1 protein-coding gene is annotated in these 938 nt (G+C 65.2%); it reads left to right on the top strand.

The window, feature by feature from the left end:
• A partial coding sequence (locus tag ACTOQ1_RS42860) for a non-reducing end alpha-L-arabinofuranosidase family hydrolase (RefSeq protein WP_440074360.1) occupies positions 1–897 on the top strand: 897 nt, incomplete at its 5' end.
• Positions 898–938 lie beyond the last annotated feature (41 nt).

Raw genomic sequence — 938 nt, 5'->3', positions numbered from 1 at the left:
TCGACCTACCGCTGGAACTCCACCGGCGTGCTGGCGAACCCGAAGTCGGGCTGGGTCTCGCTCAAGGACTTCACCGTCGCCCCCTACAACGGCAGGCAACTCGTCTACGCCACCACCCACGACTTCGGCACCAGCTGGGGATCGATGAACTTCGGCCTGTTCACCAACTACTCGGAGATGGCCACGGCCAGCCAGAACACCATGTCCTCCGGCACCGTGGCGCCCAGCCTGTTCTACTTCGCCCCCCGGAACATCTGGGTACTCGCCTACCAGTGGGGCGGACCCGCCTTCTCCTACCGCACCTCCAGCGACCCCACCAACCCCAACGGCTGGTCCTCCCCCCAGACCCTCTTCTCCGGAAGCATCACCGGCTCCCAGACCGGACCCATCGACCAGGCCGTCATCGGCGACGACACCAACATGTACCTGTTCTTCGCCGGCGACAACGGCAAGATCTACCGGGCCAGCATGCCCATCGGCAACTTCCCCGGCAGCTTCGGCTCCACCTCCACCGTCATCATGAGCGACACCACCAACAACCTCTTCGAAGCCGTCCAGGTCTACAAGCTCCAGGGCCAGAACCGCTACCTCATGATCGTCGAAGCGATCGGCTCCCAGGGACGCTACTTCCGCTCCTTCACCGCCACCAGCCTCAACGGCACCTGGACCCCGAACGCCACCAGCGAGAGCAACCCCTTCGCCGGCAAGGCCAACAGCGGCGCCACCTGGACCAACGACATCAGCCACGGCGAACTGCTGCGCACCAGCGCCGACCAGACCATGACCGTCGACCCCTGCAACCTCCAACTGCTCTACCAGGGCCGCAACCCCAACTCCAACGGCGTCGACTACGGCCTCCTGCCCTACCGGCCCGGCCTGCTCACACTCCAGCGCTAAGGCACATGGACCCGCTGACCCAGACCGGCTCCACCTGCTGA

The organism is Streptosporangium sp. OZ121, assembly GCF_051918885.1.
GTDB lineage: Bacteria > Actinomycetota > Actinomycetes > Streptosporangiales > Streptosporangiaceae > Streptosporangium.
This window is presented reverse-complemented; position numbering and strand designations above follow the sequence as displayed.